Here is a 26,699-nt window from a genome sequence, read left to right on the forward strand (position 1 = left end):
CGCCGTCCCCCGCCAGCGCCGCGTCCACCGCGAGGCGCGCCCAGCGCCGCGACCACGCCCCCATCAGAAAAAGACGCCACGCCTTCCAGAGCGCAAGAGCCGCCGTCGCGACCGAAAGAACCCCGATCGCCCAGATCGCGGGACCGCCAAGATGGAGAAAATCGCTCAGCGCCGCCATCCGATCAGGCGCCCTCCACCGCCCGGAAGCCCTCGAAGCGCGGCGGCCCGTCATAGAGCGCCCCGGTCTGCTCCGCGCTCTTTCCCACGTTTCTGTGCGTGGCCCGGAAATGCGCCGACGTCGTCCAGGCCTTGAAGGCCGCCTCGCTCTCCCAGATCGTGTGCGACGCGTAAAGCGTGCGGCCTTCGCTCGTGGGGCCCCTCAGGAGATGAAAGCTGACGAACCCCTCCATCTCGCCAAGGCGGGACTCGCGGTTCCGCCAGAGATCCTCGAACTCCTCCTCCTTGCCTTCGAAAACCCTGAAACGGTTCATGGCCACAAACATCGGTCGGCTCCTTTCAGCAACTCCGGCCTCTCCGCCGGGCGCGCCCAAACGCACCGCTGGTGATTACAGGAAAGAGAGCGCCGCGTCTTGGCGGACTCGCCCCGGCGCGCGCATTCGCGGCGCCCGAACGCGAGACGCCGGCGCGCTTTCGCGGCCGGCGCCTTCCGTTCAGTCCGGCCGATCCCTTACGAGAGGACCCAGCCGCCATCGATCTGGATCGTGGTTCCGGTGATGAAATCGTTGCGGATCGCGAAGACGATCCCCTCGGCGACCTCATCCGCGGTCCCGGCGCGCGGGATCAGGTTTTTCGCGGTCATCTTCGCGTAGAGCGCGGCGCGCTCCTCGCCCTGAAGCGCGACCATCGGCGTGTCGATCTGCCCCGGCGAGACGACGTTGATCCGCCGCGGCGCAAGCTCCGGCGCGACCGCGCGCGCCAGCGCCTCGACCGCGACGCCGACCGTGCTGAGCGCGGCCTGCCCCGGCTTCGCCTTCTGCGCCGGCGCGCCGCTCACCAGCACGATGGCCCCGGTCTCGCTCAGATGCTCTGCGCCGAGGCGCACGATGTTGGCGTAGCCCCAGAGCTTGTCGAACGACGCCCGATAGCCGTCCATGTCCATCTCCAGGAACGGCCCGATCGCCCGGCCGCCGCCGGTCGCGGAGCTGACGAGGATATCGAACGGCGCGTGCTCCTTGAAGAGCGCGGTCAGCGCGTCGCGGTCCAGAACGTCGCATTTCGCGAGCGTGATCCCGGCGCCGAGATCGCCGGCGCGCTCCGGGTTGCGGCTGATCGCGACGACCTTCGCGCCGAGCGCCGCGAGCTGCTTCGCCGCCGCGAGCCCGATCCCCGACGTGCCCCCGAACACGAGCGCCTTCTTGCCTGATACGTCCATCTTTCAGTGCCTCCTTATGGCCTGCTGCGTGGGCCCGGATGGTCCGGCAGGGACCGTCCTCGCGCCCGAAACGAGTCGTGAGAACCGCGACCGCCCCGTCGATCTCGCCGGATCGGAGCGCGGTCGGCGCGGGAACAGGGGGCGCAGGCGGTTCATCCGCTTCTCATAGAATAGCGGCGCGGCGGCCGCCAGCGGCAACTGGCGCGCAGGCGCCCCCGCGCGCCGGAGTGCGTTATCGCACGCGATAAGGGGGTTATCTTATTGATATATATACATTTTCAAAATTTACCGCGTGCGATAAGCCCGGTATCGCGGCGGCGACGGCGTGAACTCGGGACCAAAGGCGCGCGGAAGATCCCGGCGGAAAACGCCCCTTCCGCGCCCATCCGAAAGGCGCAAGACGCGCCGGCGACGGGCCGTATGGCGACCGGCGGCGGCTCGGGCCGCGCCATCGCATGCGATATGGCGGCCAACCCACGAAATGATAAAGACTTACACTATCCATATCTTACGACAAAATGAAGAAGGCGGCGGATACGGCCTGCATCTTGACGCGGAGTCATATCAAGTAAACCTGACATATCGTAACTCAAGATTTTGATTATTAACAATACTCTGGAAAAACGCCTTGAAGCGCACGATCCATTGATATGTATACGCATATCACAAATCCAGATACCTGATATGACTATGTATATAGCTCTATACTTAAACAATCCGACAGCATACTGACGACAACCCTTGCAGGAGGAACAATATGCGCTTTCTCAACATCATAGCCTTCAAGGCTGGGGTCGGCGCCCTGGCGTTCGCGGCATTGACGGCGCCGATGGCGCAGGCCGCCGATATCGTCATCGGGCCCGGAGAGTGGGCGTCGGCATTCGCCGCCGGCTGCTCGACGCTGACAGTTGAAGCGAACACCATGCGCTATGAGGCGGATTACAAATGCAACGGCAGCGTCGATTACGTCGGCGAGAAGGTCTACCTTGAAGGCTCCACCCTCCATGTCGACCACGCCACCATCAAGATCAGGCGCCAGACCGAGAGCGAGTTCAGCGGTTGGTGGAAGCTTCGCCGGTACCAGACTCAGGTGACTTTCGTTAAGAAATGAGGAGCCGCCCGGAGATGCTCCATCGAGGATCGCTCGGCGCGGCGAGTGGAGACCGGGGCGCCTCCAAAAGGGCGCTTTCACGGACGCCCCGCGCTCCCCCGCCGACGTCCATGCGATCGACGGCGATCAGGCGCGGACAAGATATCGCACGCCAGCGCGACTCTGGCCGCGCGGCGGGGCCTGCTTCGGCCGTTGAGCAGAAACTCCAGAACCGGCGCGCGCTCGACGACGCCGAAATGAAACAGCGCTCCGATCACGAACGCCAGCGCCGCCACCCCAAGGTGCGCGAGGATGGGATTGGCGACCGAAGCGAACACCGTGAGCGCGAGCACGTACATGATCAGATAGTGCACCATGTAGACGGTGTAGACGGATCGGTTCAGGATTTCGGCCGCTTGTCCACGGGAGCCGATGAGCGTCCGAAACAGGCGCAGCAGGGCCGCCATCGCGGCGACTGTGGCCAGAGCGCGAAGACTGATTTCCGCGATCCGCCCAGCCGCGCCGGGAACGGCCGCAGGAGAGATCGCGAGAAGAGCGCCCAGCCCAAACCCCGCAATCAGCGCCCACCAGCAATATCGGTGCATCGCCTCGAACATCGGGCGCACGGCGAACATGGCGATTCCGAGCGCGAAATAGGGCATGTAGGCCAGCGTGGCGCGCACCAGGAAGAGCTGCTCGCTCATCCCGTCGATGGCGCCAAGCGAAATGGACAGCAGGGCGCGCGCGACGATCTCGAACCCGGTGAAGGCGATCGCCAGAACCGGAACCACCGCGATTGGCCGCGCCGCCAGACCGCCGATGACGCGGGCGATCCATGGCGCCGACGCGAGGCGCAGGAAGACCGGCGCGCAGATCACATAGATCGACAGCGTGATCAGGAACCACAGATGCAGATGCCAGTTCTGCAGCGGGCCGACATGCGACTCGACACGGCCGAGCGTAAGATCGAGAAAACCGCCCGCGCCGCCATTGTAGAGATGGATGGCATAGTGCGTGACGGGATTGAGCAGCAGGAGCCCCACGACCAACGGCGTGATCAGAACCGGCAAACGCCATCTGACGAAGGGACCGGCTCCCCGCTTTTCGACCATCATCGCGGCGAAGAACCCCGAAATGGCGAAAAATGTCGCCATGCGAAAACTTCCGGAAACGAAGGCCACCACCTCATAGTTCAATCCACGGTTGATCACTCCGGCGTGGACCAACAAACCGAACAGCATCGCGAAACTCCTTAGGGCATCAAGATAATACATTCTCGTCATATCACTTTACCATATGTCATGAGGTGTTTTTTGCGATTCGTTCTTTTTCTTTATTGATTGCCAAAATTTTTTTTCGCGCAATCGCTATATTTTTTCGTGCAGCTTGACTCTTTCTACATCGCTACTTAATCAGAGCGCGCGTTCGGCCATTGCGCCCACCCATTGACCGCCCCCCGGCTGGAGAGGCTTGCTTCCGGCGCGGGATCTTTCCCGGGCTCATGACGCGGCGCGTTCGATGGCTGTCGGGATTGAAAAGGCGGGGCCGGTCTGGACAGTGATCCACTCCCGTCCCGAAGCGCGGAATGCGGTGGAGCCGGAGAGCGCGGCGCGGGAGAAGGCCGCCGCGCGCGGGCGGCCATAATCGGGCGAAGCTTGACGACGGCGCTATTGGGCCCTACTCGTGATATAGTAGATGAGCGGCGATGAACGCCGCCTGATTACTGGGGAGGTGGAGGTCTTGGGGCAGCATGTCGCGCCGCCGGAGTCTCTGGATACATTGCCAAAACTTCTCGAGTGGAACGCCGTGGAGCGCGGCTCCGCGCCGGCGAGCCGGGAGAAGGAGTTCGGCATCTGGCAGAGCTTCACCTGGAAGGACGTGCGGGACGAGACCCGCGCCTTCGCGCTCGGCCTGCTCGAGCTTGGCCTCGCGCCCGGCGACCATGTGGCGATCATCGGCGAGAACCGGCCGCAGCTCTACTGGTCGATGACCGCGGCGCAGATGGCCGGGGCGATCCCGGTCCCGCTCTATCAGGACAGCGTCGCGGACGAGATGCAGTTCGTGATGGAGCACGCGGGCGTGCGCTTCGCCGTCGTCGAGGATCAGGAGCAGGTCGACAAGCTGCTCTCGGTGAAGGAGAGCCTGCCGGCGCTGGAGCGGATCATCTATTCCGACCCGCGGAGCCTCAGGAGCTACGACCCGGAGCGGCTGCATGACTACGCCGATGTGCAGGCGTGGGGCCGCGCGGCGGAGGCGACGCGGGGCGCGGAGCTCGACGCGATGATCGCGGCCAGGACCGGCTCCGACATCTGCGTCATCCTCTACACGTCGGGGACCACGGGGCGGCCGAAAGGCGTCGTCCTCTCCAACGACAACATCCTCTCGGCGGCCCGGACCTCCTGCGTCTTCGAGGATCTCCGCCAGTCGGACAGCGTGCTCGCCTATCTGCCGATGGCCTGGGTCGGGGATTTCATCTTCTCGATCGCGCAATCCTATGTCGCGGGGTTCTCGGTCGCCTGCCCGGAAAGCCACGAGACGATGATGGCGGATCTGCGCGAGATCGGGCCGACCTATTTCTTCGCGCCGCCGAGGATCTATGAATCGCTCCTCACCACGGTGATGATCCGGATGGAGGACGCCGGGCGGCTCAAGCGCTGGCTGTTCGCCCGGTTCATGGCGCATGCGAAGCGCGTGGGGCCGGACATCATGGACGGCCGGCCGGTCGGGGTTCTCGACCGGCTGACCTACGCGCTCGGCTATCTGCTGATCTACGGGCCGCTGAAGAACACGCTCGGCATGTCGAAGATCCGGCTCGGCTACACCGCCGGAGAGGCGATCGGGCCGGAGATCTTCCAGTTCTATCGCTCGCTCGGCATCAACATGAAGCAGATCTACGGCCAGACCGAGGCCAGCGTCTTCGTCACCGCGCAGCCGAACGGCGAGGTGCGCGCGGACACGGTCGGCACGCCGACGCCGGGCGTCGAGCTCAGGATCGATGACAAGGGCGAGATCTGGTACCGGAGCCCGGGGGTTTTCGTCGAATATTACCGCCAGCCGGAGAAGACCGCCGAGGTGAAGGACGCCGACGGCTGGGTCGCCACCGGCGACGCGGGATTCATCGAGGAGGCGTCGGGGCATCTGCGCATCATCGACCGGGCGAAGGATGTGGGGAAGATGGCCGACGGCGCGCTCTTCGCGCCGAAATACGTGGAGAACAAGCTGAAGTTCTACCCCGACATTCTGGAGGCGGTGGTCTTCGGCGCCGGGCGGGACAGGTGCTGCGCCTTCCTCAACATCGATCTCGGCTCGGTCGGCAACTGGGCGGAGCGCAACAACATCTCCTACGCCTCCTACACCGAGCTGGCCCAGAACCCGAAGGTCTACGAGACGATGAAGGCGCATGTCGAGGAGGTGAACCGCTCTCTCGCCGACGACGAGATGCTCTCGAGCTGCCAGATCCACCGCTTCGTGGTGCTGCACAAGCAGCTCGACGCGGACGATGGCGAGCTGACCCGGACCCAGAAGATCCGCCGCAACATCATCGCCGAGCGCTACGCGCCGCTGGTCGACGCGCTCTATTCCGACGCGGAGGAGGTCTTCGCCGACACCGAGGTGACGTATGAGGACGGCCGCAAGGGCCGGATCGCCGCGACGCTGAAGATCCAGGACGCGGCGGTGAACGCGCCCCGGCGGCGGGCGGCGGCGTGAGCGGGGCCGTGGAAAGCAGCCTCACCCCGGACGGCCGCAAGATCGGCCCGCCGGTGATGGAGATGAAGAACATCTCGCTTCGCTTCGGCGGAGTCACCGCGCTTTCCGACATCTCCTTCGACATTCTGGAGGGGGAGATCCGCGCGATCATCGGGCCGAACGGGGCCGGAAAATCCTCGATGCTGAACGTGATCAGCGGCTTCTATCACCCGCAGGAGGGCGAGGTCTGGTATCGGGGCGCCCGCCGTCCGGCGATGCGCCCGCACGCGGTCGCGCGGCAGGGAATCGCGCGGACCTTCCAGAACATCGCGCTGTTCAAGGGGATGACCACGCTCGACAACATCATGACCGGCCGGCTGACCAAGATGCGCCGGGGCATGCTGGCGCAGGCGCTCTGGTTCGGCCCGGCCGAGAAGGAGGAGATCGAGCATCGCGAGGCGGTGGAGAAGATCATCGACTTCCTCGAAATCCAGGCGATCCGGAAAACCCCGGTCGGCCGCCTGCCCTACGGCCTGCAAAAGCGGGTCGAGCTCGGGCGGGCGCTGGCGGCGGAGCCCTCGCTTCTCCTGCTCGACGAGCCGATGGCGGGCATGAATGTCGAGGAGAAGGAGGACATGTCCCGCTTCATCCTCGACGTGAACGAGGAGTTCGGCTCGACCATCGCGCTGATCGAGCATGACATGGGCGTGGTGATGGACATCGCGGACCGCATCGTCGTGCTGGATTACGGCCGCAAGATCGGCGACGGCTCGCCGGACGAGGTCCGCGAAAACGAGGACGTGATCAGCGCCTATCTGGGGGTGAGCCATGACTGAGGCCGGCGGAGTTTTCCCGGCGCGCGGCGCCGGCCGGAGGGACGCGTAGTGTCTCCGGTCCTGCTCTATACGATCGAGGTGGTCCTCAACGGGTTGATGACCGGCGTGCTCTATTCGCTGGTCGCGCTCGGTTTCGTGCTGATCTTCAAGTCCTCCGGCGTCTTCAACTTCTCGCAAGGGGTGATGGCGCTGTTCGCGGCGCTGACGCTGGTCGGACTGCAGACCGGGCAGGTGCCGTTCTCGGCCCTGATCAACTCGGTCTTCGGGACCGAGATCCACCATTTCGGCTGGGAGCTGCCGGCGATCGCCGCGCTGCTCGGCGCGTTCGGGGTGATGATCCTGTTCGCGCTGGCGGTGGAGCGGTTCATCCTCAAGCACCTGGTCAACCAGGACCCGATCATCCTTTTCATGGCGACGATCGGCCTCACCTATTTCATGGAGGGGTTCGGCGACCTGCTCTGGGGCGCGGACATCAAGAAACTGGATATCGGCATCCCGCAGGGCGGCTCGCTCTGGCTGGAGGACCAGACCATCGGCCTCGCGGCGGAGGGCGCGAACTATTACGGGATGTATATCGACGTTCTCGACGTCTGGGCGACGGCGGCCGCCGCGATCCTGGTGGTCGGTCTCGTGCTCTTTTCGCAATACACCAAGACCGGGCGCGCGCTCCGCGCCGTCGCCGACGATCATCAGGCGGCGCTTTCGGTCGGGATCAGCCTCCGGGCGATCTGGGTCATCGTCTGGTCCATCGCCGGCCTCACCGCGCTGGTCGCGGGGGTGATGTGGGGCTCGAAACTCGGCGTGCAGTTCTCGCTCTCGCTGATCGCGCTGAAGGCGCTGCCGGTGCTGATGCTGGGCGGGTTCACCTCGATCCCCGGCGCCATCGTCGGCGGGCTGATCATCGGCGTCGGCGAGAAGCTGTTCGAGTTCTGGGTCGGCCCGATGATCGGCGGCGCGACGGAGAACTGGTTCGCCTATGTGCTCGCGCTCGCCTTTCTCGTGTTCCGGCCGCAGGGGCTGTTCGGCGAGCGGATCATCGAGAGGGTATGAGCATGGCGGCGCGCGTTTTCCGCATCGACATGGCGGCGCCCAGGGGCGGCGCCGCTCATCCGCAGCGCGCGGGCGGTTCCGCCGGCGCGGCGTCACGGGAGGATTGACGGAGTGCTTTACCGCGAAGCCGGCGACTTCAAGACGACCTACGCCGCCGACGGCCAGACCTTTCCGATCGCCTTCGATCGCTGGGCCTATTACGTCCTGATCGCGGTCGCCTTTCTGGTCGTCCCGTTCTTCATCGACGACTATTGGGAGACCTCGGTCCTGGTGCCGTTCCTCGTCTACGCGCTGGCGGCGCTCGGGCTGAACATCCTCACCGGGTATTGCGGGCAACTTTCGCTCGGGACCGGAGGATTCATGGCGGTGGGCGCCTTCGCCGCCTACAAGCTGATGACGGCGTTTCCGGAGCTGAACATCTTTCTCGTGGTCCTGCTCGCGGGCGGGGTGACGGCGGTGGTGGGAACCGCGTTCGGGCTGCCCTCGCTCCGGATCAAGGGGTTCTACCTCGCGGTGGCGACGCTGGCGGCGCAGTTCTTTCTGGTCTGGCTGCTCAACAAGGTTCCGTGGTTCTACAACTACTCGGCGTCAGGGCAGATCACCGCGCCGGAGCGGACCGTGTTCGGCGTCGCCGTCACCGGGTCGCATACGGAGCCGCACGCGACCTATCTCTTCTGCCTCGTCTTCGTCTTCCTCTTCGCCTGGATGGCGCGGAACCTGACGCGCGGGCGGCTCGGCCGCGAATGGATGGCGATCCGGGACATGGACATCGCCGCCGAGATCATCGGCGTCAATCCGCTGAAGGCGAAGCTGTCGGCCTTCGCGATCTCGTCCTTCTATATCGGGTCCGCGGGGGCGCTGTTCTTCACCGTCTATCTCGGGGCGTCGGAGGTGGGCGAATCCTTCGGCATCGACAAGTCCTTCCTGGTCCTGTTCATGATCATCATCGGCGGGCTCGGCTCGATCCTCGGCTCCTTCGCCGGCGCGGCGTTCATGGTGCTGTTTCCCATCCTTCTGAAAAACACGCTGATCGGGGGGCTCGGCTGGACGCCGGATCTGGCGCAGCATGTGCAACTCCTGGTCGTCGGCGGCCTGATCATCTTCATTCTGGCCGTCGAGCCGAACGGCCTGGCCCAACTCTGGCGGCTTCTGAAAGAAAAACTGCGCCTTTGGCCGTTCCCGTATTAGGATCGGTTTCGTAAGGCGGCCGAAAGCCGCCCGACAGGGTGAGGAAACACCCGTTACCTGGGGAGAAAACGACATGAAACTGACCACTCTAAGCGCCTTCGCGGCGGCTGCGATGCTCGCGGCCAGCCCGGCGTTGGCGGATCTTGTCTTCCCGGCCTTGAATTACAGGACCGGACCTTACGCGCCGAGCGGCATTCCGCTCGCCGACGGCAACGCCGATTACATGACGCTGATCAACGAGCGCGACGGCGGCATCGGCGGCGAGAAGATCCGGGTTCCCGAGTGCGAGACCAGCTACAACACCGAAAAAGGGGTCGAATGCTACGAGGCGACCAAGGGCGACGGCGCGCTGGTGTATCAGCCGCTCAGCACCGGGATCGCCTATCAGCTGATCCCCAAGGCCTCCGCCGACGGGATTCCGATCCACGAGATGGGCTATGGGCGCACCTCGGCCAAGAACGGCGAGGTGTTCGAGTGGGTGTTCAACTACCCGGCCAACTACTGGGACAGCGCCTCCATCGAGATCTCGTATCTTCTCCAGATCAATGACGGCGACCTGAAGGGCAAGCGCATCACGCTGCTCTATCACAACTCCGCCTATGGCAAGGAGCCGATCCGGACGCTGGAGAAGCTGGCCGAGAAGCACGGCTATGAATTGAGCATGCTGGCGGTGGACCATCCGGGCCAGGAGCAGAAGTCGCAATGGCTTCAGATCCGCCGCGACCGGCCGGATTACGTTCTTCTCTGGGGCTGGGGGGTGATGAACCAGGTCGCGATCCAGGAAGCGGCCAATATCCGCTTTCCGATGGAGAACCTGATCGGCGGCTGGTGGTCCGGCAGCGAGAACGACGTGATTCCGGCGGGCGCCGGCGCCGACGGCTACAAGGCGCTCAACTTCCACAATGTGGGCACCGATTTCCCGCTGTTCGACGACATGAAGAAATATGTCTACGACGCCGGCAAGGCGGCGGGCGCGGGCGATCAGGTCGGCTCGGTGCTCTACAACCGCGGCATGTATTTCGCGATGCTGGCGGTCGAGGCGGCGAGAACGGCGCAGAAGATCCACGGCGTCTCGAAGATCACGCCGGCGATGATGCGGGACGGGATGGAGGCGCTGGTCGTCGACGAGGCGCTGATGGAGCGCGTGGGCATGACGGGCTTCGGGCCGCATTTCTCGGTCAGCTGCGCCAATCACGGCGGCGACGGCTACGGCGCGATCGAGCAGTGGGACGCGACGGCCAAGAAATGGACCGTCATCACCGACTTCATCCAGTCGGACCAGGAGGTGATCGGGCCGCTGATCGAAGAGGACAGCCTCGCCTACGCCAAGGAGAACGGCATCACGCCGCGCGCCTGCGACTGACGAACCCGTCTCCCGGCCCTTCGGGGCCGGGGGGCGCCGCCGATGGCATCGAGAAGAGAGTGAACGCGGATGTTCGATACGACCGGGCGGGCCGAGGCGCCGGAGACGCTCCTCGAAATCGCCAATATCGAAGTGATCTACAATCACGTCATCCTGGTTCTGAAAGGCGTCAGCCTGACGGTGCCGAAGGGCGCGATCATCGCGCTGCTCGGCGGCAACGGCGCCGGCAAGACGACGACGCTGAAGGCGATCTCCAACCTGCTTCATTCCGAACGCGGCGAGGTCACCAAGGGGCGCATCTCCTACAAGGGCGCGCCGATCGCGCATCTGAACCCGGCCGCGCTGGTGAAGATGGGCGTGATCCAGGTGATGGAGGGGCGCCATTGCTTCGAGCATCTGACGATCGAGGAGAACCTGCTCACCGGCGCCTATACGCGCCGGGGCGGGGCCGAGATCGCGGCGGATCTCGAGAAGGTCTACACCTATTTCCCGCGGCTGAAGGAGCGGCGGAAAAGCCAGGCCGGCTACACCTCCGGCGGCGAGCAGCAGATGTGCGCCATCGGCCGCGCGCTGATGAGCCGGCCGGAGATGATCCTGCTCGACGAGCCGTCGATGGGGCTGGCGCCGCAGCTGGTGGAGGAGATCTTCCGGATCGTGAAGGACCTCAACGAGCGCGAAGGCGTGAGCATCCTGCTCGCGGAGCAGAACACCAACATCGCGCTGCGCTTCGCCCATTACGGCTATATTCTGGAAAACGGCCGCGTGGTGATGGACGGCGTCGCCGCGGACCTGCGGGAGAACCCGGACGTGAAGGAATTCTACCTCGGCGTGTCGGACGCCGGGCGCAAGAGCTTCCGCGACGTGCGCTCCTATCGCCGCCGCAAACGCTGGCTGAGCTGAGCCGCGCGCCGCGCCCGAAAAGCCCAATAAGGAGGTGAGCCATGGCCCGCCATTACGACGATCTGGAGACCCGCTCCGACGATGAGCGGAGCGCCGACATCGCCGCCGCCCTGCCCCGGCAGATCGCGCATGCGATGGCGACGGCGCCGGGCCTCGCCGCGCATCTCGCCGGCGTGGACCCCGCCGAGATCACCGACCGGGCGGCGCTGGCGCGGCTGCCCGTGCTCCGAAAATCAGACCTGGTCGACGCGCAGAAGGCCGCGCCGCCCTTCGGCGGCTTCGCCCGCCCGCCGGGGGCGACGCATCATGTCTTCCAGTCGCCCGGCCCGATCTATGAGCCGGGCGGGATCGGCCGGGACTGGTGGCGGATGGGCCGCGCGCTCTTCGCGGCCGGCGTCGGGCCGGGGGACATCGTGCAGAACTGCTTCTCCTATCATCTCACCCCGGCGGGGATGATATTCGAGAACGGCGCGGCGGCGGTCGGCGCCTCGGTCCTGCCGGCGGGCGTCGGGCAGACCGAGCTGCAGGCGCAGGCGGCGGCGGCCATCGGCGTCACCGCCTATACCGGCACGCCGGATTATCTGAAGGTGATTCTCGACAAGGCGGCGGAGGAGGGCCTCGACCTCTCGCGGCTGAAAAAGGCGCTGGTCGGCGGCGGCGCGCTCTTCCCCAGCCTTCGCGCCGAATATCAGGAGCGGGGAATCGCCTGCCTGCAGAGCTATGGCACCGCCGATCTCGGCTCCATCGCCTATGAGAGCGCGGGCCCGGACGGCGCGATCGAGGGGATGATCGTCGACGAGGGGGTCATCGTCGAGATCGTGACGCCCGGCTCCGACAACCCGGTCGCGCCCGGCGATGTCGGCGAGGTCGTCGTCACCACGTTCAACCCCGATTATCCGCTGATCCGATTCGCCACCGGCGATCTGTCCGCCGTGCTGCCGGGCGAGAGCCCATGCGGGCGCACCAACATGCGCATCAAGGGCTGGATGGGCCGCGCCGACCAGAGCGCCAAGATCAAGGGCATGTTCGTGCGCCCGCAACAGGTCGCGGCGCTGGTCGCGCGCCACAGCGAGGTGGTGAAGGCGCGCGTCGTCGTCACCCGCAACGGCGAGCAGGACGAGATGCTGGTCCGACTGGAGGCGGAATCCGGCGATGTCGCGGCGCTGGAGCACAGCGTCGCCGCCATTCTGAAGCTGAAAGGCAAGGTCGAGATCACGCCGCCGGGATCGCTCCCGAAAGACGGAAAAGTGATCGACGATCAACGGAAATACGACTGAGCGCCGGCGATCGGGCGCAAACCGCCCGCCGCCGCGGCCGACGGAGGCGCCGGCGCGCGCCATGGTCAGGCGGCGGTCTCTATTCTCGCGTTCGGGAGCTGATCGCCCGCCTCATCCCGGAAAAGATCCGGCGGCGGAAAGCGTCGTGAAAGGAGCGCCGTGAAACGGCGCTCCGACGGCCGCGCGAGTTTACGCGGCGGCCTTGCTCTGATCGTCTTTCAGCGACAGCGCGTTGGAGACGCGCACGCCGCGTTTCACGAAGGCCACGAGCCCGTCGATCGTGCGGCTGTTCACTTCGATTCCGGCGTTCATCAGCACTTCCATGCCGTCACGCGAGTTCGCCCAGCGGGCGATCCCCTCCGCGCCTTTGCCGAAACCATAGGTCTTCTCGTCCTTGATCGCGTCATCAAGCGCGGCGAGCACGACCGCGGCGAAAAGCTTCCGCGCACGGCGACCCTGTTCGTTCGTAAAGCTCATAGCGTCATCGTCAAGAGCCATTGGCTCCTCCAGCGAGTCATCGTTTCTATTTTCTTGCAGGTCTTGCAGGTTTCTTGCAGGTGGCCTGTATATGGAACATTGCGGGTGCGAAATAAAGAGGAATTTTGCATACCAGCGATGCGCCAGCCGCGCACCGGCGCGGCGGCCGCATCGAAAAAGGGTGACTTTTCGGAGCATTAGACGCTCCAAACCCCCGATTGGCGTGAGTTTACGCTTTTTTTACGCTTTCGTCCATGGCGGGCGCGCGGCCGAAGATCGCGCCATTTTGCCGCAAATGCGAAGACTTCGCCCGCGCGCGGGATCGACGCGCGGGATCAAATTGGCGCGCGCGCCCACTATTGGGAAGATTTCGGCGCGGAGCGCCCCTATATTCCAGAGCATGCAATGGAGTGACCCACGTATGACCCATCTCACGCGCGCGGCGCGCAATCTGGCGTTCGCCGCCGCAATCGGCCTGACCTTCGGCGGCGCGGCGACCGCGCAATCCTCGCTTTCCGGCGCCTATCTGGCCGGGGTCGACGCGGCCAAGCAAGGCGATGTCGAGAGCGCGGCGGACTATCTCTCCCGCGCGCTCGACTTCGACCCCGGCAACGTGGAGTTGATGGCGCAGACTCTGCTCTATGTCGCCGCGGCGGGGAGATTCGAGCCGTCGCTGGATCTCGCCAACCGACTCAACGTCTTCGACGCCAACCAGCGGATCGCGGGGCTGGTGCTCGCGGCGGATGAGATGAAGAACGGCGAATTCGCGGCGGTTCGCGAACGCGTGAAGACGACGCCGGAGGCGTTTCATCCGCTCGTCGGCGCCATGCTCGCGGCCTGGGCCGCCAAGGGCGAAGGCGACGAAGCCGCCGGAGAAGCCATCCTCGAGACGCTCGACGGCCGGCCGATCTTCCGCATCTTCACGCTCTATCACCTCGGCCTGATGCGCCACATGAACGGCGACGCCGAAGGCGCGGTCCAGGCCTATTCCAGGCTCGCGAACGATCTCGCCACCCCGACCGGCCGGGTCGCGCGGGCCTACGCCGCGGCGCTGATCGCGAACGGCCAGCCGGACGCGGCGCGGGAGATCTACAAGAACGCCGGCGACGCGACCGCGATCGGCGACCGGGCGCTGGAGGCGGAGGAAGCGGCGCTCGAAGCCGGGGAGACGCCGGGCCTCATCGTCAGGACGCCCGCGGAAGGCGCGGCGGAGGCGTTTTACGGCCTCGCCGCCGCCCTCGGGCGCGACGGCGACGAGCGGCTGAGCCTGCTCTACGCGCGGATCGCCACATGGCTCCGGCCGGATCTGTACGAGGCGAAGCTGCTGACGGCGGAGCTTCTGGCCGCCGGCGGCCAGAGCGCGGCGGCGGTGCGGGCGTTCGAATCGATCCCGCCCGACAGCCCCCTCGCCCGCTCGGCGGAGATCGGCCGGGCCGAGGCCCTGCGCAGCATGGACCGGAACGACGAGGCCGTGGAGGCGCTGAAGGCGCTCACCCGCCGCGCGCCGGACGCCATCGACGCGCAGGTCGCGCTCGGCGATCTGATGCGCCGGACCGAGCGCTTCGGCGAAGCCGCCGTCGCCTATGACGCCGCGATCAAGCTGATGGAGCAGGCGGGGCGGCCGAGCTGGTCGCTCTACTATCAGCGCGGCATCTCCTATGAGCGCTCGAACGAATGGGAGAAGGCGGAGGCCGACTTTCTCGAGGCGCTGAAGCTGGAGCCGGATCAGCCGCTGGTCCTGAATTATCTCGGCTACAGCTGGCTGGAGAAGGGGATGCGCCTCGAGCAGGCGATGGAGATGATCCGCAAGGCGGTCGAGCAGCGGCCGGAGGACGGCTACATCGTCGACAGCCTCGGCTGGGGCTACTACATCCTCGGCGATTTCGAAAACGCGGCGGCCGAGCTCGAACGCGCGGTGGAGCTGCAGCCGGTCGATCCGGTGCTGAACGATCATTACGGCGACGCGCTCTGGCGGGTCGGGCGGCGGCTCGAAGCGGAGTTCCAGTGGCGGCGCGCGCTCTCCTTCGATCCGGACGAGAAGAGCCGGGCGCGGATTCACCGCAAGCTCGATGTCGGGCTCGACGTCGTGCTGGCGGAGGAGGAGGCGAAGGCCGCGACCAAGAAGCCCGCGAGCGCGGCGAATGGCGACTGAGGCGGGCGAATTTCTCCGGGAGGAGGCGCGCGCCAAGGTCAATCTCTTCCTCCATGTTCTCGGCCGGCGCGACGACGGCTATCACGAGATCGAAAGCCTCGCGGTGTTCCCGGAGATCGGCGACCTGATCGAGGCGGCGCCGGCGGCGGAGCTCGAACTGCGCGTCGCCGGGCCCGCCGCCGCCGGGCTCCCGGCGGGGCCGGACAATCTCGCGTTCGCGGCGGCGGCGGCGCTTCGGGCGCGGACCCCGGGGCGGCCCGGCGCGGCGCTCCGGCTCCTGAAGCGCCTGCCGGCGGCGTCCGGGATCGGCGGCGGCTCGGCCGACGCCGCGGCCACGCTCCGGCTGCTCGCGCGGCTCTGGCCGGGCGCGCCGGCGGCGGAGCTGGAGGAGATCGCCGCCGGGCTCGGCGCCGACGCGCCGGTCTGTCTTCAGTCAAGGCCGGCGCTGATGAGCGGGACCGGCGCGCGGCTGCGGCCGGCGCCGGCGTTCCCGACGTTCTGGATGGTGCTGGCCAATCCGGGGCGCGCGCTCTCCACCGCCGAGATTTTCGGCGGGGATATCCGGCGCGACTCCGCCCCCCCGCCGCCGCCGCCCGCCCGGTTCGACGATTTCGCCGCCTTCGCCGCGTGGCTGAAGCCGCTCCGGAACGATCTCGAGCCGCCGGCGCTGCGGCGGCTTCCGGTCATCGGCGAGATCCTGGCCGCGCTCAACGCGGCGCCGGGCTGCGCTCTGGCGCGGATGTCGGGCTCGGGCGCCACCTGTTTCGGGCTGTTCGAGACCGAACCGCACGCCGCCGCGGCGGCCTCCCGGCTTCGGGCGGCGGGGCCGCTCTGGTGGGTGGCGGCGGCGGCCGTGAAAGGATGGACGCCATGACGCGCACGACCGCGGGGGGCGCGATCTTCGCGCGGCTGAAGGCGCTCGGCGTCACCCATGTCTTCACCAATTCCGGCACCGATTTTCCGCCGATCATCGAGGGGCTCGCGGCGGCGGAGGCGGCGGGCGCCGATCTGCCGGCGGCGCTGATCATACCGCATGAGCACGCCGCCATGGGCATGGCGCATGGCGCGTGGCTGGCGACCGGGCGGCCGCAGGCGGTGATTCTCCACACCAATGTCGGCCTCGCCAACGGCGCGATCGGGGCGATCAACGCCGCGACGGATCAGGTCCCGATCATCATCATGTCGGGGCGCACGCCGGTGACGGAATCCGGCCGGTTCGGCGCGCGCACCGTCCCGATCGGCTGGGGCCAGGAGATGCGGGACCAGACCGCGCTGGTCCGGGAATCGGTGAAATGGGATTACGAGCTTCGCTTCCCCGAGCAGATCGGCCCGCTGCTCGACCGCGCGGCGGCGATCGCGCAATCCTCGCCGATGGGGCCGGTCTATCTGTCGCTGCCGCGCGAGGTTCTCTGCGAGGAGGTGGAGCTCGGCGACGCGCCGATCCCGTACGCGCCGGCGAAGGCGACGCCGCCAGCGGCGGAGATCGCGCGGGCGGCGGCGATTCTGGCGGCGGCGGAGCGCCCGCTGATCGTGGCGCAGCGGGGCGCGGGGGACCGCGCCGGCTGGGAGGCGCTGGCGCGGCTCGCGGCGGACTGGGCGATTCCGGTCTCGGATTACTGGGCGGTCGCCAACGCGATCAGCCAGGAGCATCCGTCCTATATCGGCCCGGACCTCGGCGCGGCGCTGGCCGGCGCGGACGCCGCGCTGGCGATCGACAGCCTCGCGCCCTGGTCGCCGGGCGAGCACGCCCTGCGGGACGATCTTCGCGTCGTGCAGCTTGGCCCGGACCCGCTGATGAGCCGCACGCCGGTCAGGCAGTTTCGCGCGGACGTCTCGCTGGCGGGGGCGACGGGGCCGAGCCTCGTCGCGCTGGAGGCGGCGATGCGGCCGCTGCTGGCGGAGGCGGGCGCGCGAATCGCGGCGCGCCGCCCGCAGGTGGCGGCCTGGGCGGCGGCGGCGAGGGACGCGGCGGCGCGCGCCGGCGCCCTCCCCGACGGCGCGCCGATGACCAAGGGCTTCGTCTCCGCGCGGATCGGCGCCGCGATCCGGGGGCGGGACGCGGCCGTGATCTCGGAGCTTGGCGCGCCGCTCCTCCCGCTCGGGCTCGCCGAGCCCGGACAATGGCGCCAGGAGCCGCACGCCGGCGGGCTCGGCTGGGGGTTTCCCTGCGCGCTCGGCGTGAAGCTGGCCGCGCCGGAGCGGCTGGTCGTCGGCACCATGGGCGACGGGAGCTACATCTTCTCCAACCCGGTCGCGTGCCACCAGATCGCGGAGGCGCACGGGCTGGCGCCGCTGATCGTCATTCTCAACAACGCCGAATGGGGCGCGGTGCGCCAATCCGTCGTCGGGCTCTATCCGGGCGGCGCGGCGGCGCGGGCGAACCGGACGCCGCTGACCTCGCTGGAGCCGAGCCCGGATTTCGCCGCGGTGGCGCGCGCCAGCCGGGCCTTCGCGCGGCGGGTGGAGCGCGCCGGGGATCTCGCGCCCGCGCTGGCCGAGGCCATCGAGGCGACGGAGGCGGGGCGGCTCGCCCTTCTCGACGTGAGCGTCGCCGGCTGAGCGGAATCGGGCGCGCGACGGCCGGACGAGAGGGGTCGGGCGAGAGGGGCCGGGTGGGGGGAATTGGGCCTCCGCGAGGGCGGCGCGACGACAGGGGAACGCGCGCTCCACCCTCACGGAGACCAGCGTGAGGCCTCTGCCGCGCCCTGCCGCAGGGAGGAGGAACCGGCGGGGCTGGCGGGCGGCGGGGTCGAACCCGCTGCTCTCACAGGGGTGAGATAGGCGCCCGGCGGCGCCGGCGCCATGGCCGATCAGGCAAGACCGCCATGACCGGCGCGCATGGCTCTGAAACGGCGCCCGGAGGCCGGGGGCGAAACCGGGGCTCAGAAACGGTCGAGCAGCCGATCGAGATAGTCGAGCTCCTCGGGCGGGCGGGCCCGCTCCCCGGCGCGGCGGCGGATTTCCTCCTGAAGCTCGCGCGCGCGCGAGCCGAGGGCCGCGCCCGGCACGGACGCCGACCCGCCGTCGAGCGGGCCGTCCACCCCGCTCGGCCGCCCGAGCGGATCGTCGCGCCCGGCGTCGCCGCCGCGGCCTTCGCGGCCGGCCTGATCGCCCTCCCTCCGGCCCTGCGCCCTGGCGATGTCCTCGCCCAGCGCGCGGCGCCCTTCGCGAAGCGCGTCGAGCGCGCGGACCTGATCGTCGACCGCCCGGCGCTCGTCTCCGTCTTCAAGGCTCCTGACCGCGTCGCCCATCGCGCGGTCCGCCTCGTCCAGCGCGCGGCGCGCATCCTCGCCGGCCTCGCCGGGGAGGCCGCCGCGGAGCTCGTCTAGAAGCTGGCGGAGCGCCTGCTGATCGCGGGCGATCCGCTCCGCGCTGTCGCCGCCGGGCCGATCTCCGCCCCGCCCTTCGCCCTCGCCGCGCCGGCCCTCGCCCGGGCCTTCGCCCTCGCCCTGGCCCGGATCGCGGCCGCGCCCCTCTCCCTGGCGCATCTGGCCGAAGGAGCGGTCGGCGAGGCCCTGCTGCTCGCCGATCATGTCGCCAAGCTCGTTCACGGCCGGCTCGCCGGCGCCGGGGCTCCCCTCGCCCGGCGTCGCCATCTGGAGATTCTCCATCATCTCGCGCAGCGCCTGAAGCATCTGGCGCGCGAGCTCCTGCTCGCCGTTCGCGATGGCGTCTTCGAGCTCCTTCAGCATGCGCTCGAGATCGTCCATCGTCATCGTTTCCCGGTCGCCCTCGGCCTGGTTCTCGCCGGTCGCCTCGTCGCGGAGCGCCTGGCGGCTCATTTCGTCGAGATAGTCGCGCATCGCTTCGCGCAGCTCCTGCATCAGCCGCGCCATCTCCTCATCGGTCGCGCCGTTCTCGACCGCGTCGCGGAGACGCTCCTCGGCGCGGGCGAGCCGTTCGGCCGCGCTGGAGAGATCGCCGTCCTCGATCCGGATCGCCGCCTTCCAGAGCAGATCGACGATGGATGGCGTCTCCGCATCCAGCGCGCCGTCCTCGAGCGCATGGCCGAGCCGCCGGATCGCCACGCGCGCGGCGAGATAGGCGACCGCGTCGTCGAACACGTCCTCGGGGAAATTCGTCACCGCCTCGAGCACGTCGAAAACCCGCGGCGCGGCGGCGCGGCTGAAGGCGAGCGCGCGGCGCTGCTCGATCAGCGCCTTCGCCATCGGATCGACGAAGCGCCGGGCGGGAAGAATTCCGCGCATCTCGGCGACGCCGGTCCGCCCGGCGGAGTCATGGGCGGTCAGGGTGTAGACGACCGGCAGCCCCGCCCAGGGGTGCGCGGTGAGATCGGCGATCAGCGTCTCCGCCACGTCGCGGACATCGCCGGCGAGCGGCAGCGGCAGATCGAGCGCGATCGGCGCATGGGCGGCGGCGTCCTCTCCGGCGCCGAAGAGCGCGCGCGCGGCCGGCTCGTCCAACGCGATCCCGACATCGGCGGCGCGCACGCCGTAATCGTCGCTGGCGGTGAAGGACAGCGTCAGCGCGCCCCGCTCGCCCGCCTTCGGCGCGCCCTCGAACGCGATGACGGGCGGCGCGTCGGGGAGCGCGGTCAGCGTCCATGCGCCCATCTCGCGCCCGCCCTCGACGACCCGGACCGCGCCATCCCGCGCCAGGGTGAAGACGGTGTCGTGAACGCCGGCGCCCTTGTCCGCGAACGCGGCGCCGTCGGCGCTGACGGTCTCCTCCAGCCGCGGCGCAGAGGCGACGTCGAACACCCGAAGCGAGACCTCCGAGCCGACCGGAAGCGCGATCGGCGCGCCGTCGGTCAGCCGGCTGAGATAGACCGGGTTCGCGCCGGTGTAGGCGGGCGGCGTCGCCCACGCCTCCAGCGTCGGCGCGGGGGCCGCCGCCGCGCCGGCGCCGAGCGCGCCGGGGGTGAACTGATCGACGAGGCGGCGGGCGCCGCTCTCATCCGCGCCGAAATAGGCCAGCGCCCCGGCCGCCAGCACGATCAGCCCGCCATGGCGAAGCGCGAAGGGATCGCGCGCGGAGGCGCGAAGATCCGGCGCGGGGGCGCGGAGCGCCGCGGCGCGCGCGGCCGTCCTGCGCTGGTGCGCCGCCCAGAGCGCCTCGGTCCCCGCGTCGCCGGCGCCGCCGACGCGGGTGTCGGCGTAGGTCTGGGCCGGGCGGCCGGGGACGCCTTCGTCAAGCCGGCGGATCGCCTCCGGGATGGTCGGCGCGCGGAAGGCGCGCGCCCCCCGCGCGGCGAGGACGGCCGCGCCCGCCGCGAACGCCGCGAGGAGCGCCGCATGAGAGGCGGGCGGGAGGAGCGCCGGGATCCCGAGAAGCGCGAGGCCGAGAAAGAGCGCGCCGAGCGCCCAGAGCGGCCAGAACGCCGCGATCAGCCGCTCCAGCGCGAGCGCGCGCCGCGCGCGCCGCGCCTGAAGGCGGACGGAGCCCTCCGCTTCCGCGAAAGCGGCGCTCACCCGGTCGCTCGGCGTCTCCTCCATCAAGGCTCCTCTCGCGCGAGCCGGGGCCGCTCAGGTCAGCCAGTCGGGGATGCGCTCGCGCGCCAACATCTCATCATATGTCGGGCGCGGACGCACCACGTCAAATCGCGACCCCGTGACGAGCACCTCCGGGATCAGCGGCCGGGTGTTGTATTCCGACGACATCACCGCGCCATAGGCCCCGGCGGAGCGGAACGCGATGAGCGCGCCGGCCTCGAGCCGGGGCAGCTCGCGGGCGCGGGCGAAGGTGTCGCCGGTTTCGCAGACCGGGCCGACCACGTCGATCGGCGCGACCGGCGCCGCGCGCGCGGGCTCGCGCACCGGCTCCACGTCATGCCAGGCGTCATAGAGCGCGGGGCGCAGGAGATCGTTCATCGCGGCGTCGACGATCAGGAAATCCCGCCCCTCGCCCTCCTTCCGGTAGATCACGCTGCTGACGAGGACGCCGGCGTTGCCGGCGATCAGCCGGCCGGGCTCGATGTCGATCTCGCAGCCGAGATCGCCGACGGTGCGGCGCACCAGCTCGCCATAATCGAAGGGGAGCGGCGGCGCCTCGTTCGAGCGTTGATAGGGAATGCCGAGCCCGCCGCCGAGATCGACCCGGCGGATCTCATGCCCGTCGGCGCGAAGCGCCTCGACCAGCTCGCGGAGCTTGAGAAACGCGGCCTCGTAAGGTTCGAGCGTGGTGATCTGGCTGCCGATATGGACGTCGACGCCGACGATCTCGATCCCCGGCATCGCCGCGGCGTCGGCGTAGACCGCGCGCGCCCGCTCGATCGGGACGCCGAACTTGTTCTCGGCCTTGCCGGTGGCGATCTTGGCGTGGGTCTTCGCGTCCACATCCGGGTTGACGCGGAGCGCGACGGGCGCGGCGCGGCCCATCGCCAGCGCGACCTCGTTCAGCGCGGCGAGCTCGGGCTCGCTCTCGACGTTGAACTGCCGGATGCCGACCTCCAGCGCGCGGCGCATCTCCTCCCGCGTCTTGCCGACGCCGGAGAAGACGATCCTGTCCGGCGGGCAGCCGGCGGCCAGCGCGCGCGCCAGCTCGCCGCCCGAGACCACGTCCATGCCCGCGCCGGCGCGGAGGATCACGCGCAGGACGGCGAGGTTGGCGTTCGCCTTCATCGCGTAGCAGAGGAGATGCGGCAGGCCGGCCAGCGCCTCGTCGAACACGCGGACATGGCGCTCCAGCGTCGCGGTCGAATAGCAGTAGAAGGGCGTGCCGACCGCGGCGGCGATCTCCTCCAGCGAGACGTCCTCGGCGTGAAGGACGCCGTTCCGATAGGTGAAATGATCCATCAGCGCGCCCCATGCCGGAGAGATGGAGGGAGGCCCCCGGCCGGCGCCGGAAGCCGCGATATCGGCGCGCGCATGGCGCTCAGCCCTCCTGCGCCGCCGTCTCCCCCTGAGACGGCGAAGGCGGCGGAGGCGTGGCCGGATCGCCCTTCCGGCCGCAGCCGACGAGCGACGCGCAGACGAGGACGAACAGTCCGATGATGATCAGGGCCCGGGTCCGCTTGCTCACGCCAGCCGCGCCTTCCAACGCGCGATCTGGGCGGCGACGCCTTCGGGCGACGCGCCGCCATAGCTGGTCCGGCTGGCGACGGAGGCGTCGACCGTCAGGACGTCGAACACGTCGGCGGCGATCCGCGGCTCGACCGTCCGCATGTCCTCGAGCGTGAGATCCGCGAGGGCGACGCCGCGATCCTCCGCCATCTTCACCAGCGATCCGGTGATGTGGTGGGCGGAGCGGAACGGGATGTCGAGCCGGCGGACGCACCAGTCGGCGAGGTCGGTCGCGGTGGCGAACCCCGCGCCCGCCGCCTCGCGGAGGCGGGCCTCGTTCGGGACCATGTCGGCGACCATGCCGGTCATCGCGGCGAGCGCCAGCGCCAGCGCGTCGGCGGCGTCGAAGACCGGCTCCTTGTCCTCCTGCATGTCCTTCGAATAGGTGAGCGCGAGGCCCTTCATCACGGTCGAGAGCGCGATGAAGGCGCCGTTGATCCGCCCGACCTTGGCGCGGACCAGCTCCGCCGCGTCCGGGTTGCGCTTCTGCGGCATGATCGAGGAGCCGGTGGTGAAGCGGTCGGAGAGCTTCACGAAGCGGAACTGCGCCGAGGACCAGATCACCAGCTCCTCCGCGAAGCGCGAGAGATGCGTCGCGGTGATCGAACAGGCGGCGAGGTATTCGAGCGCGAAATCGCGGTCCGCGACGCTGTCGAGGCTGTTCGCGGTCGGCCGGTCGAAGCCGAGCGCCTCGGCGGTCATCTCCCGGTCGATCGGGAACGAGGTCCCGGCGAGCGCGGCCGCGCCGAGCGGGCATTCGTTCATCCGCGCGCGCGCGTCCCGGAACCGGGAGAGGTCGCGGCCGAACATCTCGACATAGGCCATCATGTGATGGCCCCAGGTCACCGGCTGCGCGCTCTGCAGATGGGTGAAGCCGGGCATCACCATCGCCTCGCGGCCCTCGGCCTGCGCGAGCAGCGCGCGGAGCAGGGCTTCGAGCCCCTCCATCGCGTCGTCGACGCGGGCGCGCACCCACATGCGGAAATCGAGCGCGACCTGATCGTTGCGGCTCCGCGCGGTGTGGAGGCGCCCGGCGGGCGCGCCGATCAGATCGGTCAGCCGCGCCTCGATGTTCATGTGGATGTCTTCGAGCGCGCGGGAGAATTCGAACGTTCCGTCCTCGATTTCTGACAAGATCGTGAGGAGACCCTCGCAGATCTGGTCCGCGTCGCTCCTTGTGATAACGCCGGTGGCGGCGAGCATCCGCGCGTGAGCGCGGCTCCCCTCGACATCCTCCGCCGCGAGGCGGCGGTCGAAGCCGATGGAGGCGTTGATCTCCTCCATCACGGCGTCCGGGCCAGCGGCGAAACGCCCGCCCCACATGGCGTTGCGCCCGGGCGTCGCGGACTTAGGTTGCACAGGGCTTTTCTGTTCGGTCATAGGCCCTCGGCGGGTCGGAAGGAGACAAAATGAAAACCAAGGTCGCAGGTTTCATCGGCGCGATCCTATACGGCGCTCTGGCGTTCGGCGCCACCCCCGCGGCCGCGACGGGGCTTTCGGCGGCGGAGATCGCGAGCCTGAAGGCCGCCCGCGCCGGCGACATGACCAAGCTGATCATCCATGACGCGCCGCGCGCGCGGCTCGAAACGCCGTTCGAGACCGGCCGCGGCGCCGAGGTCCGGATCGCGGATTTCGGCGGCAAGATGATGGTGGTGAATTTCTGGGCCACATGGTGCCCGCCCTGCCGCAAGGAGATGCCGTCGCTCGACCGGCTGCGGGGGGCGATGGCGGATGACGGCTTCGACCTGATCGCGATCTCGATGGACCGCGCCAGCACCGAGAAGATCAAGGATTTCTTCCTCGGCATCACCCAGGAGGACGGGTCCGACTATCGGGTGAAGAACCTGGACATCTACCGCGAGCCCACGCTCAGGATCGGCGCGGAAGGCGGAATCCTCGGCATGCCGATCACGCTGATCCTCGACCGGAACGGCGATGAGGTCGCGCGGCTTCAGGGCGAGGCGGAATGGGATTCGCCCGAGTCGATCGCCATGCTGAAGGCGATCCGCGCCGCGCTCGACTCGAACGAGAGCTGACCCGGCCCGCGCCCCCGAGGCCCGCCGCGCCGGTCAGAACGGGAGCTTCATCCCCGGCGGCAGCTGCAGGCCCTCGGTCAGCTTGCCCATCTCCTCCGCCGCGCGGGCGCTCGCCTTTTCCTGAGCGTCCCGCACGGCGGCGACGATCAGATCCTCGACCACCTCGCGGTCCTCGGGCTTGAAGAGCGTGGGGTCGATCGAGAGCGAGCGGAGCGAGCCCTGCGCGCTGACCGCGGCCTTCACCATGCCGGCGCCGGCCTCGCCCTCGACCTCGATCCGGTCGAGCTGGGCCTGAGCTTCGGCCATCCTGGTCTGCATTTCCTGGGCCTGCTTCATCAGCTTGCCCATGTCGCCCAATCCCTTGAACATCGCGCGTCACCTTCTTTTTCTGCGGGGTCGGCTTTCTGTGGCGGGTCAGCCCGCGAACGGGTCCACCGGCGACCATTCGTCGCCGTAATCCTCGTCGTCTTCGTCGTCGTCGTCTTCCGCCGGCGGCGGCGGCTCGTCAAGCGCCGCGAGGTCGCGAAGCGCCGCGATGCGGGCGCCGGGGAATGTCTTCAGCGCGGCCGCGACCAGCGGATGCGCGGCGGCCGCGCTCTCGTCGGCGAGGGCGGCGGCGCGCCGGGTCTCGCCGAGCGTCGGCGCGCCCGGCTCGCGCGTCAGCGCCACCATCCAGCGGGCGCCGGTCCAGGCCGAAAGCCGCGCGCCGAGCGTTTGCGCCAGATCGCCCGGCGCGCCGGCGGCGGGCGTGAACTCGATCCGGCCGGGGGCGTAGCGCACCAGATGCACGAAATCCTCGACATCGGTCAGGAGCTTCAGATCGCGCCGCTCCCGGATCAGCGCGACGATGTCGGAGAAGCTCTCATAGCGGGCGAGCGGCGACGGCGCGGCGGCGGCGCGCGGGGCCTCCAGCGGGCGGGCCGAGGCCGGGGCCGCGCCGCCGCGCGCGCTCGCGCCGGCCGAGGGGCCGGAGGGAGAGCCGGAGGGGGGCGCGGCCGCGGGCCCTCCCCCGCCGCCGCCGGGCGGCGCGCCGTCGAGCCGGCGGACGATATCCTCCGGCGTCGGCAATTCGGCGACATGGGTGAGGCGGATCACCGCCATCTCCGCCGCCATCATCGCGTTCGGCGCGCGCCCGACCTCGTCCAGCGCCTTCAGAAGCATCTGCCACATCCGCGCCAGCGCGCGCATCTCCAGCCCGTCCGCCAGCGTGCGGCCGCGGTCGCGCTCGTCGGCGCCCACGGTCGGGTCGTCCGCGTTCGACGGATTGATCTTCACGACGCTGATCCAGTGGGTCAGCTCGGCCAGATCGCGGAGAACGGCGACCGGGTCGGCGCCGTCGGCGTATTGGCCGGAAAGCTCTCCGAGCGCCGCCGCGGCGTCGCCCCGCATGATCGCCTCGAAGAGGTCGATCACGCGCCCCCGATCCGCGAGGCCGAGCATGGCGCGAATCTCCTCCGCGGTCGTCTCCTCCTCGCGCCCATGCGCGATCGCCTGATCGAGCAGCGAGAGCGCGTCCCGGACGGAGCCCTCCGCCGCGCGCGTGATCAGCGCCAGCGCCTCGGACGAGACCCGCGCGCCCTCCTCCGCCGCGATGCCGGCGAGATGCGCCATCATCGTCTCCGGCTCGATCCGCCGGAGATCGAAGCGCTGGCAGCGCGACAGCACGGTGACCGGAACCTTGCGGATTTCGGTGGTGGCGAAGATGAACTTCACATGCGGCGGCGGCTCCTCCAGCGTCTTCAACAGCGCGTTGAAGGCCGAGACGCTCAACATGTGCACTTCGTCGATGATGTAGATCTTGTAGCGCGCCGACGCCGCCCGGTAGCGGACCGAATCGATCAGCTCGCGGATGTCGCCGACGCCGGTGCGCGAGGCGGCGTCCATCTCCAGCACATCGACATGGCGGCTTTCGGCGATCTGGCGGCAGGGCTCGCACACGCCGCAGGGCGCGGTCGTCGGCCCGCCGGTCCCGTCCGGGCCGACGCAGTTCAGCCCCTTGGCGATGATGCGCGCGGTGGTGGTTTTGCCCACCCCCCGCACCCCGGTCATGATGAAGGCGTGATGGATCCGGTCATGCGCGAAGGCGTTGGTCAGCACGCGGACCATCGGCTCCTGCCCGATCAGTTCGGCGAAGCTCTGCGGCCTGTGCTTTCTGGCCAGCGCCTGATAGGCGGCGCCTTCACCCGGCTGATCTTCGGCCATTCCATCCTTCCTTCGGAAGCGCGCGT

Annotated in this window: 22 protein-coding genes; 12 read left to right on the top strand and 10 right to left on the bottom strand. The window is 68.9% G+C overall.

Annotation, left to right across the window (positions count from 1 at the left end):
• Positions 1 to 182 precede the first annotated feature (182 nt).
• Both WG921_RS11160 and WG921_RS11165 read right to left on the bottom strand, forming a co-directional pair.
• A complete protein-coding gene (locus WG921_RS11160) occupies positions 183 to 503 on the bottom strand; it encodes an antibiotic biosynthesis monooxygenase family protein (protein ID WP_340109323.1) in 321 nt (106 codons plus the stop codon).
• Positions 504 to 688: 185 nt separating this feature from the next.
• Entirely contained in the window at positions 689 to 1,393 is a 705-nt protein-coding gene (locus WG921_RS11165; RefSeq protein WP_340109324.1) for an SDR family oxidoreductase, read from the bottom strand.
• Between the two features lie 757 nt (positions 1,394 to 2,150).
• On the opposite strand from WG921_RS11165, the gene WG921_RS11170 reads away from it, so the two are divergent.
• Positions 2,151 to 2,504, top strand: coding sequence for a hypothetical protein (locus WG921_RS11170; protein WP_340109325.1), 354 nt, complete (start codon positions 2,151 to 2,153; stop codon positions 2,502 to 2,504).
• A gap of 77 nt (positions 2,505 to 2,581) precedes the next feature.
• On the opposite strand, the gene WG921_RS11175 is transcribed toward WG921_RS11170, so the two are convergent.
• Positions 2,582 to 3,766 (bottom strand): acyltransferase family protein, encoded by a 1,185-nt coding sequence (locus WG921_RS11175; protein ID WP_340109326.1) that lies wholly within the window; start codon positions 3,764 to 3,766, stop codon positions 2,582 to 2,584.
• A gap of 412 nt (positions 3,767 to 4,178) precedes the next feature.
• Here WG921_RS11175 and WG921_RS11180 point away from each other — a divergent pair, with 412 nt between their 5' ends.
• The 7 genes from WG921_RS11180 (at position 4,179) to WG921_RS11210 (ending at position 12,784) form a co-directional block, all read left to right on the top strand.
• A complete protein-coding gene (locus tag WG921_RS11180; protein WP_340109327.1) occupies positions 4,179 to 6,191 on the top strand; it encodes an AMP-binding protein in 2,013 nt (670 codons plus the stop codon).
• Positions 6,188 to 7,006: an ABC transporter ATP-binding protein gene (locus tag WG921_RS11185; RefSeq protein ID WP_340109328.1), complete on the top strand. Its 819-nt coding sequence runs from the start codon at positions 6,188 to 6,190 to the stop codon at positions 7,004 to 7,006. The genes WG921_RS11180 and WG921_RS11185 overlap by 4 nt, the downstream gene beginning before the upstream one ends.
• A 48-nt stretch (positions 7,007 to 7,054) precedes the next feature.
• A complete protein-coding gene (locus tag WG921_RS11190; protein ID WP_340109329.1) occupies positions 7,055 to 8,056 on the top strand; it encodes a branched-chain amino acid ABC transporter permease in 1,002 nt (333 codons plus the stop codon).
• A 111-nt stretch (positions 8,057 to 8,167) separates the two neighbouring features.
• Positions 8,168 to 9,244 carry a branched-chain amino acid ABC transporter permease gene (locus WG921_RS11195; RefSeq protein WP_340109330.1) on the top strand — a complete coding sequence of 359 codons (1,077 nt, stop codon included), beginning with the start codon at positions 8,168 to 8,170 and terminating at the stop codon, positions 9,242 to 9,244.
• A 73-nt stretch (positions 9,245 to 9,317) separates the two neighbouring features.
• A complete protein-coding gene (locus WG921_RS11200; protein WP_340109331.1) occupies positions 9,318 to 10,607 on the top strand; it encodes an ABC transporter substrate-binding protein in 1,290 nt (429 codons plus the stop codon).
• Between the two features lie 69 nt (positions 10,608 to 10,676).
• Positions 10,677 to 11,507: an ABC transporter ATP-binding protein gene (locus WG921_RS11205; RefSeq protein ID WP_340109332.1), complete on the top strand. Its 831-nt coding sequence runs from the start codon at positions 10,677 to 10,679 to the stop codon at positions 11,505 to 11,507.
• Between the two features lie 41 nt (positions 11,508 to 11,548).
• Complete coding sequence (locus tag WG921_RS11210) at positions 11,549 to 12,784, top strand: phenylacetate--CoA ligase family protein (RefSeq protein WP_340109333.1); 1,236 nt, start codon at positions 11,549 to 11,551, stop codon at positions 12,782 to 12,784.
• Between the two features lie 189 nt (positions 12,785 to 12,973).
• Here WG921_RS11210 and WG921_RS11215 read toward each other — a convergent pair whose 3' ends face one another.
• Positions 12,974 to 13,282 (bottom strand): DUF6280 family protein, encoded by a 309-nt coding sequence (locus WG921_RS11215; RefSeq protein WP_340109629.1) that lies wholly within the window; start codon positions 13,280 to 13,282, stop codon positions 12,974 to 12,976.
• A gap of 400 nt (positions 13,283 to 13,682) precedes the next feature.
• Between WG921_RS11215 and WG921_RS11220 the strand changes: the two genes are divergently transcribed.
• Genes WG921_RS11220 through WG921_RS11230 form a run of 3 tightly spaced genes read left to right on the top strand, consistent with a single transcriptional unit; the run spans position 13,683 to position 17,972 of the window.
• Entirely contained in the window at positions 13,683 to 15,413 is a 1,731-nt protein-coding gene (locus WG921_RS11220; RefSeq protein WP_340109334.1) for a tetratricopeptide repeat protein, read from the top strand.
• Complete coding sequence (locus WG921_RS11225) at positions 15,403 to 16,287, top strand: 4-(cytidine 5'-diphospho)-2-C-methyl-D-erythritol kinase (RefSeq protein ID WP_340109335.1); 885 nt, start codon at positions 15,403 to 15,405, stop codon at positions 16,285 to 16,287. Before WG921_RS11220 ends, WG921_RS11225 begins: the two co-directional genes overlap by 11 nt.
• Entirely contained in the window at positions 16,284 to 17,972 is a 1,689-nt protein-coding gene (locus WG921_RS11230; RefSeq protein WP_340109336.1) for a thiamine pyrophosphate-requiring protein, read from the top strand. Before WG921_RS11225 ends, WG921_RS11230 begins: the two co-directional genes overlap by 4 nt.
• Before the next feature lie 323 nt (positions 17,973 to 18,295).
• Here the strand turns inward: WG921_RS11230 and WG921_RS11235 are convergent, their stop codons facing one another.
• From WG921_RS11235 to argH, 4 genes are all read right to left on the bottom strand, one after another.
• Positions 18,296 to 20,869 (bottom strand): TIGR02302 family protein, encoded by a 2,574-nt coding sequence (locus tag WG921_RS11235; protein WP_340109337.1) that lies wholly within the window; start codon positions 20,867 to 20,869, stop codon positions 18,296 to 18,298.
• Positions 20,870 to 20,899: 30 nt separating this feature from the next.
• Positions 20,900 to 22,168, bottom strand: coding sequence for a diaminopimelate decarboxylase (lysA, locus tag WG921_RS11240; protein WP_340109338.1), 1,269 nt, complete (start codon positions 22,166 to 22,168; stop codon positions 20,900 to 20,902).
• Positions 22,169 to 22,247: 79 nt separating this feature from the next.
• On the bottom strand, positions 22,248 to 22,394 hold the full coding sequence (locus WG921_RS11245) for a lipoprotein (RefSeq protein WP_340109339.1): 147 nt from the start codon (positions 22,392 to 22,394) through the stop codon (positions 22,248 to 22,250).
• A complete protein-coding gene (gene argH, locus WG921_RS11250; RefSeq protein WP_413788585.1) occupies positions 22,391 to 23,815 on the bottom strand; it encodes an argininosuccinate lyase in 1,425 nt (474 codons plus the stop codon). Before argH ends, WG921_RS11245 begins: the two co-directional genes overlap by 4 nt.
• A gap of 29 nt (positions 23,816 to 23,844) precedes the next feature.
• Between argH and WG921_RS11255 the strand changes: the two genes are divergently transcribed.
• On the top strand, positions 23,845 to 24,471 hold the full coding sequence (locus WG921_RS11255; RefSeq protein ID WP_340109340.1) for a TlpA disulfide reductase family protein: 627 nt from the start codon (positions 23,845 to 23,847) through the stop codon (positions 24,469 to 24,471).
• Positions 24,472 to 24,504: 33 nt separating this feature from the next.
• On the opposite strand, the gene WG921_RS11260 is transcribed toward WG921_RS11255, so the two are convergent.
• Together WG921_RS11260 and WG921_RS11265 are read right to left on the bottom strand one after the other, a co-directional pair.
• Positions 24,505 to 24,840 (bottom strand): YbaB/EbfC family nucleoid-associated protein, encoded by a 336-nt coding sequence (locus WG921_RS11260; RefSeq protein ID WP_340109341.1) that lies wholly within the window; start codon positions 24,838 to 24,840, stop codon positions 24,505 to 24,507.
• Positions 24,841 to 24,885: 45 nt separating this feature from the next.
• The gene (locus WG921_RS11265) at positions 24,886 to 26,673 is read right to left on the bottom strand and encodes a DNA polymerase III subunit gamma/tau (protein ID WP_340109342.1); all 1,788 of its coding nucleotides are present in this window, start codon (positions 26,671 to 26,673) and stop codon (positions 24,886 to 24,888) included.
• Positions 26,674 to 26,699: the final 26 nt, after the last annotated feature.

Origin of the sequence: Paludibacillus litoralis (genome assembly GCF_037646705.1) — a bacterium.
GTDB classification, from domain to species: domain Bacteria; phylum Pseudomonadota; class Alphaproteobacteria; order Rhodobacterales; family Rhodobacteraceae; genus Pikeienuella; species Pikeienuella litoralis.

Excerpts from the sequence above, each read along its gene's own strand:
- WG921_RS11160 (WP_340109323.1), bottom strand. The coding sequence starts at position 503 with ATGTTTGTGGCCATGAACCGTTTCAGGGTTTTCGAAGGCAAGGAGGAG.
- WG921_RS11165 (WP_340109324.1), bottom strand. The coding sequence starts at position 1,393 with ATGGACGTATCAGGCAAGAAGGCGCTCGTGTTCGGGGGCACGTCGGGG.
- WG921_RS11170 (WP_340109325.1), top strand. The coding sequence starts at position 2,151 with ATGCGCTTTCTCAACATCATAGCCTTCAAGGCTGGGGTCGGCGCCCTG.
- WG921_RS11175 (WP_340109326.1), bottom strand. The coding sequence starts at position 3,766 with ATGACGAGAATGTATTATCTTGATGCCCTAAGGAGTTTCGCGATGCTG.
- WG921_RS11180 (WP_340109327.1), top strand. The coding sequence starts at position 4,179 with ATGAGCGGCGATGAACGCCGCCTGATTACTGGGGAGGTGGAGGTCTTG.
- WG921_RS11200 (WP_340109331.1), top strand. The coding sequence starts at position 9,318 with ATGAAACTGACCACTCTAAGCGCCTTCGCGGCGGCTGCGATGCTCGCG.
- WG921_RS11205 (WP_340109332.1), top strand. The coding sequence starts at position 10,677 with ATGTTCGATACGACCGGGCGGGCCGAGGCGCCGGAGACGCTCCTCGAA.
- WG921_RS11210 (WP_340109333.1), top strand. The coding sequence starts at position 11,549 with ATGGCCCGCCATTACGACGATCTGGAGACCCGCTCCGACGATGAGCGG.
- WG921_RS11215 (WP_340109629.1), bottom strand. The coding sequence starts at position 13,282 with ATGGCTCTTGACGATGACGCTATGAGCTTTACGAACGAACAGGGTCGC.
- WG921_RS11220 (WP_340109334.1), top strand. The coding sequence starts at position 13,683 with ATGACCCATCTCACGCGCGCGGCGCGCAATCTGGCGTTCGCCGCCGCA.
- WG921_RS11225 (WP_340109335.1), top strand. The coding sequence starts at position 15,403 with ATGGCGACTGAGGCGGGCGAATTTCTCCGGGAGGAGGCGCGCGCCAAG.
- WG921_RS11230 (WP_340109336.1), top strand. The coding sequence starts at position 16,284 with ATGACGCGCACGACCGCGGGGGGCGCGATCTTCGCGCGGCTGAAGGCG.
- WG921_RS11235 (WP_340109337.1), bottom strand. The coding sequence starts at position 20,869 with ATGGAGGAGACGCCGAGCGACCGGGTGAGCGCCGCTTTCGCGGAAGCG.
- lysA (WP_340109338.1), bottom strand. The coding sequence starts at position 22,168 with ATGGATCATTTCACCTATCGGAACGGCGTCCTTCACGCCGAGGACGTC.
- argH (WP_413788585.1), bottom strand. The coding sequence starts at position 23,815 with ATGACCGAACAGAAAAGCCCTGTGCAACCTAAGTCCGCGACGCCCGGG.
- WG921_RS11255 (WP_340109340.1), top strand. The coding sequence starts at position 23,845 with ATGAAAACCAAGGTCGCAGGTTTCATCGGCGCGATCCTATACGGCGCT.
- WG921_RS11260 (WP_340109341.1), bottom strand. The coding sequence starts at position 24,840 with ATGTTCAAGGGATTGGGCGACATGGGCAAGCTGATGAAGCAGGCCCAG.
- WG921_RS11265 (WP_340109342.1), bottom strand. The coding sequence starts at position 26,673 with ATGGCCGAAGATCAGCCGGGTGAAGGCGCCGCCTATCAGGCGCTGGCC.